The sequence below is a fragment of the Methanoculleus sp. 10 genome, from assembly GCF_913757945.1.
GTDB lineage: Archaea > Halobacteriota > Methanomicrobia > Methanomicrobiales > Methanoculleaceae > Methanoculleus.
In genome coordinates, this window is record NZ_CAJYDP010000007.1 from 196,254 (window position 1) to 203,907 (window position 7,654).

At 63.1% G+C, this 7,654-nt stretch carries 5 protein-coding genes; 1 reads left to right on the forward strand and 4 read right to left on the reverse strand.

Annotation, left to right across the window (positions count from 1 at the left end; translation table 11 throughout):
• Window positions 1-1,166: 1,166 nt before the first annotated feature.
• The 3 genes from QZ408_RS10015 to tuf are packed head-to-tail and all read right to left on the reverse strand — an operon-like array spanning window position 1,167 to window position 4,595.
• Window positions 1,167-2,966, reverse strand: a complete 1,800-nt coding sequence (locus QZ408_RS10015; RefSeq protein ID WP_292491268.1) for a flippase activity-associated protein Agl23 — start codon at window positions 2,964-2,966, stop codon at window positions 1,167-1,169.
• A gap of 12 nt (window positions 2,967-2,978) precedes the next feature.
• Window positions 2,979-3,287: a 30S ribosomal protein S10 gene (gene rpsJ / locus QZ408_RS10020; protein WP_214040947.1), complete on the reverse strand. Its 309-nt coding sequence runs from the start codon at window positions 3,285-3,287 to the stop codon at window positions 2,979-2,981.
• Between the two features lie 30 nt (window positions 3,288-3,317).
• Complete coding sequence (gene tuf, locus QZ408_RS10025) at window positions 3,318-4,595, reverse strand: translation elongation factor EF-1 subunit alpha (RefSeq protein ID WP_292491269.1); 1,278 nt, start codon at window positions 4,593-4,595, stop codon at window positions 3,318-3,320.
• A 178-nt stretch (window positions 4,596-4,773) separates the two neighbouring features.
• Here tuf and QZ408_RS10030 point away from each other — a divergent pair, with 178 nt between their 5' ends.
• Window positions 4,774-5,076: a hypothetical protein gene (locus tag QZ408_RS10030; protein WP_292491270.1), complete on the forward strand. Its 303-nt coding sequence runs from the start codon at window positions 4,774-4,776 to the stop codon at window positions 5,074-5,076.
• A 310-nt stretch (window positions 5,077-5,386) separates the two neighbouring features.
• Here the strand turns inward: QZ408_RS10030 and QZ408_RS10035 are convergent.
• Window positions 5,387-7,654, reverse strand: a 2,268-nt coding sequence (locus QZ408_RS10035; RefSeq protein ID WP_292491271.1) for a PEGA domain-containing protein, incomplete at its 5' end; no start/stop codon positions are given.

Sequence of the window (7,654 nt, forward strand, 5' to 3'; positions counted from 1 at the left end):
GAAATATCGGGGCCTGCCTGGTGTCGGTGCTGGATTCTTCCCGGGGTTCACCGGCGTAGTGCCGGAGCGGGAGATTCCCTCGCCCCGCAGGAGGGTATCCATATGCCTCTCTTCGACTTACTCGAAGGGGATATCCATACGCTTCTCCGGCACTCCCCACCCCGCCCCCCCACTCTCAGGAAGGGAGGCAGTGCTTGCGATGTCCGGGAAAAGCCGTGCATGGGTGTAGCCGGTGGGCAGCCGTATCCGGCTCTTCTCCAGAGTCCCCTTATGCACTGGACCGTGGTGGATATCGCAATTCGGGGGAGGGAACCAGAGAGGGGGCCTGTCCCCTTCCCCGGTGACGACACCCCTCTCCAGTCCCCCGCAGAGGGGATACCCATACACCGCCCTCCAGCACTCCCCACCCCCCCCGCCTGCGCGCTCCGCTCCCCCCACCCGGGGCGGGGGGCAGTGCGTGGGGATATCCAGTGGGCAGCCGTGCCCGGGAGCGCGCTGACGTCTGTTTCCCGAGGAGGAGCAGGGAGAGCAAGCCTGGACTCTGCTCTTCTCCGGCCTGTCCCCGAGCAGTGGACCGTGGTGGATATCGCGATTCGGGGAGGGGACCGGGAGGGAGAATTCCCTCCCCGCAGGGGAATACCCATACTCCTCTCCGGCACTCCCCACCCCGCCCGCGCTTCGCGCTCCTCCCCGCCCCCCCCCGGGGCAGGGGCAGTCATGGCGATAGCCACCACGGTCCAGTGCCAGGGGATAGTGCCACCGGCGGTTTCCCGGTCATCACGGCGGTTTCCCGGAAGGATAGGGCGGGTGAGAACTGGCCCGGGCCCGGTTCTCCCCGGCCCTGCCCCCGTGCGGAGCGAATCGTGGTGGGTATCGCGCCGGGAGGCGGATGCCGGACGTATCCCGGGATACAACCTCCCGGGGAGTGCGAAAACCGATCGGGACAGGCTGGGACACAATTAGAAAAAAGGGCAGTTTTTTATAAGCATCAGGGGAAATTAACCTCTAATTGGGGTTACTTTGCGGAGTTCATGGGGTTGTGCCCCGGCCTGGGGGATCTCATCCCTGATGGTGCCGGTTACCGTGGGCCGACGTACTGGTTCCTTCGTGGGGTGCGAGAGTAACCGGGGAGGACAGAAATCTCCGGGGCCGGCGCCTGGGGGGGGTCAGGCTGTCGTCCCCGCGGGTGCCCTCGAGAAGACCTCGAGGTTTCTGCTCCCCATCTTCCCGTCCCGGAGGAAGTAGTACTCGAGCAGCCTGTTCTTGTTCTCCTCGTACGAGAACCAGTAGTTCAGCCGGAACGTCTCTTTCGTGTAGCCTTCAAGGATCGGGTAGGTGTCGGCGTCGTGGGTGATCACGAGGTCGAAGTCGCCCCCGTATATCGTCGGCTCGCTCACCTTCTGGCTGTAGTAACTGAGTTTCGAACCCCGGTCCCCCCGGTAGTACCAGGGCAGCGGCCAGTAGGTGTCGGTCGCGACCGCCACGCGGTCTGCAGCATCTATCTTTGCGAAGACCTCCCGCAGGTCTTCGGAGTTCTGCACCTGGACGATAGGTTCGTTGATGTCTGCAGGGGTGAACGCCACATGGAGCGTCATGACGATCAGGAAGATGCTTGCCACGGCGGCGATGGTTGCCTTCTTCGTGGTCATCGCATAGACTGCGACGAAGATCATGGGCAGGAGCTGGTGGAGGATCAGCCACGGCACCTTCTCGCCGATGTAGGCGTAGGCCGCAAGCGAGACGAGCATCCAGAATATGGCAAACCGCGCAAACTCTTCCTGCCGGTCGACCGGCCGGCATCCCTCGCCGCGTGCGAGGAGCCCGCGGAGGCGGTCCTTCCAGCCCCGTGCCTTCAGGACCTCCTCTGCCGCCGTCTCACGTTCTCCGGGACGGGCTGCAACACTCCCCGGATTCTCCCCTTCTTCCCCGGGGAGCCTCTCCTCAACCGCCGGAAACTCTCCGGGATCCAGGGGCCGGGCCGAAACTCCGGGGTTCTCCTCCCCTGTGTTCCCCGTGTTGCCTGCGGGTATAGGTGCGGTCCCCGGTATATCGTGTTGCGCCCTCTTCTCCTTCCAGCGGGAGACGGCGCCGCGGAGGTCGAGGAACTGCAGGACCCCGACGCCGGCGAGGATCAGGATCGGCACCTCGTAGAGGAGGAAGAGCAGGATGTAGAAGTACGGCGGCCCCCCGAGGCGCTGCATCTGGTGCATCGAAGCCCAGTGCTCGATGGCCTTGAGCCACCATGTCGTGATCAGATCCGGGTGGGCGCCAAACGACGAGTAGAAGGCCGCGATGACCCCGAACGCGACGAGACCGCCGAGTACAGCGTCCCGGATCCAGCGGGCCGGCAGTTGCACCTTCCGCGTCCAGACCAGGTAGAGGAGGTACACCCCGAAGGTCAGGATGATGATCGGCATATTCTCCTTCGCGGACATCCCGAGACCGATTGCCGCCCCGGCGATGAGCGCATACCGTAGCCCGTGCCGCTCAAAGTAGTAGAGGAGGGCTACAAGGAGCACCATCGAAAAGACGGCAATGTAGATGTCGTTTCTGAGGAACCGCGAGAAGTAGACCATATTCGGCGACACCGCAAGGAAGAGCGCCGCTATCAGGGCCTGCTTCTTATCGAGGTAGCCGAGTTTGTAGATCGGGTAGACCAGTGCGGCAAGCACGGTGCCGAAGAGCGCCGGGATGAGCCGGCCCACAAGATCGGAGTCTCCGAGGAGCGAGAAGATCCCGGCCGTCGTGTAGTAGAGGAACGGCCCATGGTACATGGGGTCATAAGTATAGGTCCCCTCGGTCAGGAGCCGATACGAGAACCACGCGTGGATAGCCTCGTCGTGGTGAAAAAGTTTGAGGTCGAGGGCGTAAAAACGAAGAGCAATTGTGACCAGAAGTATGAGGAGGAATAGCCCCTCGAACGAGAGGCGTTCACGGACCCGTGTCGTGAGCACGGCGGCCTTCACGCCGCTCTCACCTCAACTCTCCAGCACAATCTCAATGCCGATGTCTTTTGGGACCTGGATGCGCATCAGCTGGCGCAGTGCGCGCTCATCAGCGTCGATGTCGATGAGCCTCTTGTGCACCCGCATCTGCCAGCGATCCCAGGTTGCGGTACCTTCGCCGTCAGGGCTCTTCCTGGTGGGCACCACGAGTTTCTTCGTGGGCAGCGGGATCGGACCTGCCAGATTGACGCCGGTTCGCTCTGCTATCTCTTTGATCCTGTCACAGACCATCTCAAGTTTTTCGAAATCAGTTCCGGAAAGACGTATTCTGGCCTTCTGCATAATTGCCACCAAAAAATTATGGGTACCTTCTTATCTCATCTGTTTCGGCGTGATGTTGATACACATGCCCGCCGCGATCGTGGAACCCATATCACGGACGGCAAACCGCCCAAGCTGCGGGATCTCCTTGACCTTCTCGATGACCAGAGGCCTGGTAGGCTTGATCTTGACGATCGCGGCATCGCCGGTCTTGAGGAACGTGGGGTTCTCCTCCTTGACCTGGCCGGTGCGGGGGTCGAGTTTCTTCTGGAGCTCGACGAAGGTGCACGCGATCTGGGCGGTGTGGCAGTGGAAGACCGGGGTGTAGCCGACGGTCAGGGCGCTGGGGTGGTGGAGCACGACGATCTGCGCGATGAACTCGTCTGCAACGGTCGGCGGCACGTCGGCAGGACCGCAGACGTCACCGCGGCGGATGTCCCCCTTGCCGATACCACGGACGTTGAACCCGACGTTGTCGCCCGGGAGCGCCTGCGGAATCTCCTCGTGGTGCATCTCGATGGACTTGATCTCACCCTCTTTGTTTGCGGGCATGAAGCTGACCTTCATCCCCTTCTTCATGATGCCGGTCTCGACACGGCCGACGGGCACGGTCCCGATACCGGAGATGGAGTAGACGTCCTGGATGGGAAGACGCATGGGAAGGTTCGTGGGCTTCTCGGGTTCGACGAGCGCGTTGAGCGCCTCAAGGACGGTCGGGCCCTTGTACCAGGGGGTGTTTTCGCTGCGCTTGCCGATGTTGTCGCCGACGAAGGAGCTCATCGGGATGAAGCTGATGGCGTCGGGCTTGTAGCCGACCATCTTGATCAGCTGAGAGAGCTGGTCCTTGACCTCGTTGTAGCGCTTCTCGTCGTACTTGACGACGTCCATCTTGTTGATGCCGATGATCAGCTGGTTGATGCCAAGCGTACGGGACAGGAAGACGTGCTCCTTGGTCTGCTCCATCACGCCGTCGGGTGCGGCGACGATCAGGAGTGCGGCGTCTGCCTGGGATGCGCCCGTGATCATGTTCTTGACGAAGTCACGGTGGCCGGGGCAGTCCACAACGGTAAAGTAGTACTTGTCGGTGTCGAACCGCTTGTGGGCGATATCAATGGTGATACCACGCTCACGCTCTTCCTTGAGGCTGTCCATAACCCAGGCGAACTCGAACGAGCCCTTGCCCTTGGATTCGGCCTCCTTCCTGTACGACTCGATGATGTGGGGCGGCACGGCTCCGGTCTCAAAGAGCAACCGACCGACGGTGGTAGACTTCCCGTGGTCGATGTGTCCGATTACTGCTAAATTCATGTGGGGCTTGTCAACTGCCATAGATTGTATCCTCCACTCAAATAGGCCTGTCAGCTCGAACAGCCTGCTTATGCGAGTAACTTATACGTATGACGTTCTCTATATAAAGCATTTCTATCCACGTCAAAAGCGTGCATTCCCGGGAAACCCCCGGGAATCGACAGAATCTTATTCTCCGGAAATCCACGTTCTTCGTATCATGAAGACACTTGAGTTTCACCGCGACGACGCGAAGGGCCGGGTGACGGTTGTGTGCGCAGATCGTGAGGTGTCGGTCTACTCTCATTGTGGTTACTGCCGGCACTGTGCGGGTGTCAGGGTGGGGAGGCGGACGATTCCGACACCGCAACGCCAGGCTCTTTCCGGTGTCCGCCAGGGCGCAAACCCGGATGAGAACCTGCTCAACGCCGCCGTCATGTTCAACACCCTCGTCCGGGACGGCAGTGCGGTCGAGTGCGAGGACGACGCGGGCGAAGGGTTCAGTTCGATGTACCGGCACTGAATACCGGTCCTTTTTTTCCCGGCGGGTGCCCACCTGCCCCAGCAGGACGGTCTCGCATCGCTCTCTTCCCGCGCGGGGCCTGGGGCGCGGTCCGGCAGTGGGTCTGAGCGTTCGGTCTGCAGATGTCGTCTCTTCTGATGGCAGGGTCCCTGCTTCTCTCCTGCACGGGGGAAGTGCCGCCCGTATCATTTAACAGAGAACCGGGGTTTTCGGGGTGCAAGCAAGCCCCCGGCTTGAGCCCGGGGAGAGTGTCAATGGATTCCCTGCGGTCCGTCACCCGGACCCCATGAAAAAAAGGTTGGTGTTCCGCTCAAACCAGATCGAACGCGCGTCCGGTCATCTCGTACGGCCGGACGGTGACGTCGTCCGCCGTCCGGAACGTGGCGTTCCCGACGACCTTGACCTCGTACGTCCCGATCGGCATATGCCGGAACGTATGCGGCGTCACCTCGCCGGTGTTCTTGTTGTAGAGATAGATCTGTGCGCCGGCGGGCTCACTCGTCACGTTCAGGCTGCCGTAGGGGTAGGCCTCGAGGCGGAACGTGAGGTGTTTATCGATATCGGCGTTCCGGTCGTCGGTGAGCAGGATCCTCTCTTCAGCGGGCAGGTACCCGGGGCGGGTGACGGTGACGACGTGCGGCCCGTCCGAGACGTTCCTGATGAGGTAGGGGGTGCAGAAACCGGTCCTGAAACCGTCGATCAGGATCTCGGCGCCCGCCGGGCTCGACTCCACGAGCAGGCCGCAGAAGGAGTATTCACGCGGCGCGATCCCGACCGTTTCCCCTGCCTCGGTCACGGTGATCCGGTGAGAGAGGTAGCGATCGCCGTCATTGACCGTGATGAACGAGTTCCCTCCGGCCACCTCGATCGTCCGGGGCAGCCGGAAGACCGGCCCCCTGCCGTTCAAGGTGCACCCCTGACCCTTGTAGGGATCGGATACGAGCGATACCTTCCGGACGATGGCCCGGTCCTGCGCGTCGATCAGGACGGGAGTGATGCAGTCCCTCTCCACCCAGACCGTCTTCGTCGGGGTATTGAACGATTGGCCTTCCTTGACCACCTGCACCGTATGGCTCCCTTCCCGGATGCCGAGGACAACACGGGGTGTCGTGAACGTCATCCTCTTCCCGTCGATAGAGACGGAGGCCCCCGGCGGCCGGGACATGACGTACACGCCGCCGGTTCGATCCAGTCCCGGCTCCCGCCGGGGTTCGTCGAACTTCAGGCGGTTGAGGCCCGGGAAGCCGTCGTGGTTGAGGTCCGCGAATATTGTTGTATTGTCCGGGACCGTGATCCCGGTCTCATACGGCAGGAACTGTTCTAGTTCCAGCCGGAGGGTGTGGTTCCCGGGCTCGAGGGGGCTGATCGTCGCCGGCGTCACCTTGCCGAGGTATACGCCGTCGAGGAATACCCGCGCGCCGGCCGGGTTCGAGCCGACGGTGAGGCTCGCCGGCAGGGGCGTGGCCACCCCGTAGGTCCCGAACATCTTCGCGGATACGGTCGCCGTCTCGTTTGTAAGGTCGAGGGTGGTGCCGACCTGCCGCCAGGTCGATCCGTTGGCATCGTAGCGGTACCACGTCGCGTTTCGGGCCGCCCCGAGGTTCGCCGCCGTCAGGGAGAACGGGACCTGCGCCGCCGCATCCTCGGGGGCGATCCGGTATACCCGCTCCATCGCCGTCCCCGGGGGTGGGAGGAGGTCCCGCACCGCGTGGACCGTCACCGTCGTCACCGCGGCACCCGTGCCGTTCGTCACCCGGCATCCGGCCGGGAACGCGAGGACCAGGTTCCCGTCCCCGGTGACGTAGCGGAGTTCCTCTGCCGGCACGAGGGCAAACGACCCGATCTCCTCCTCGGGGGCCAGCTGGCCTCCTGAGGATATCTCGATGCCGGGGGATGCACCCTCCGCTTCATACCGGACGATCAGGATGGCGTTCCGGTTCTGGAGATGGTCGCCGGCGGCGCCGACCGGGTAACTCTGCACCTCTACGGTGTTTCCTGCTTCCTGGATGAAGGGGAGGACGTCAAGGGCCGCGGCCCAGATCCCGGCCGGCCCTTCCTTGAGGGGGTTAAGCCAGTCCCAGGCGTTCATCGTCACCCGGCTGCCGGTGCCGCCCTGGTCGGGTGCCGCCGTGCTCACGACATAGAGCCGGGCCGCGGACGCCCGGTCGCGATCCACGGTTCCGTCGAACTTCACCGCGGTGGCGGCATCCTCAGCGGTCGTCCCTTCCCAGAGGTCCGCGAGGACGTCGTCGCAGCCTTCTGCTATCCAGTAGTCGGTCCGGGGCTGCGTGGGGTCGCTGGCGACGAGCACCAGGAGCGCGCCGGGCACCCGGCAGGTCGCGTCCTCCGTCGTCCGCACCGTCAGGGTGTGGTCGCCGGCGGCGAGCATCTCCGGCGGGATCGGGAGAGTGAACGTTCCCGCCAGCGGGGACGACGGTTCGGTTCCCTGCCGGTCCCAGGCTACGGTTGCGGGTTCGACCGGCTTTCCATCAAATTTGAACGCCGGCCTGACCTCGGTCCCGGTGCCGGTCTCTGTCTCTTTCGCATCGCTCACGTAGACGTACAACAGACCCCGGTC

Excerpts from the sequence above, each read along its gene's own strand:
- rpsJ (WP_214040947.1), bottom strand. The coding sequence starts at position 3,287 with ATGCAGAAGGCCAGAATACGTCTTTCCGGAACTGATTTCGAAAAACTT.
- tuf (WP_292491269.1), bottom strand. The coding sequence starts at position 4,595 with ATGGCAGTTGACAAGCCCCACATGAATTTAGCAGTAATCGGACACATC.
- QZ408_RS10030 (WP_292491270.1), top strand. The coding sequence starts at position 4,774 with ATGAAGACACTTGAGTTTCACCGCGACGACGCGAAGGGCCGGGTGACG.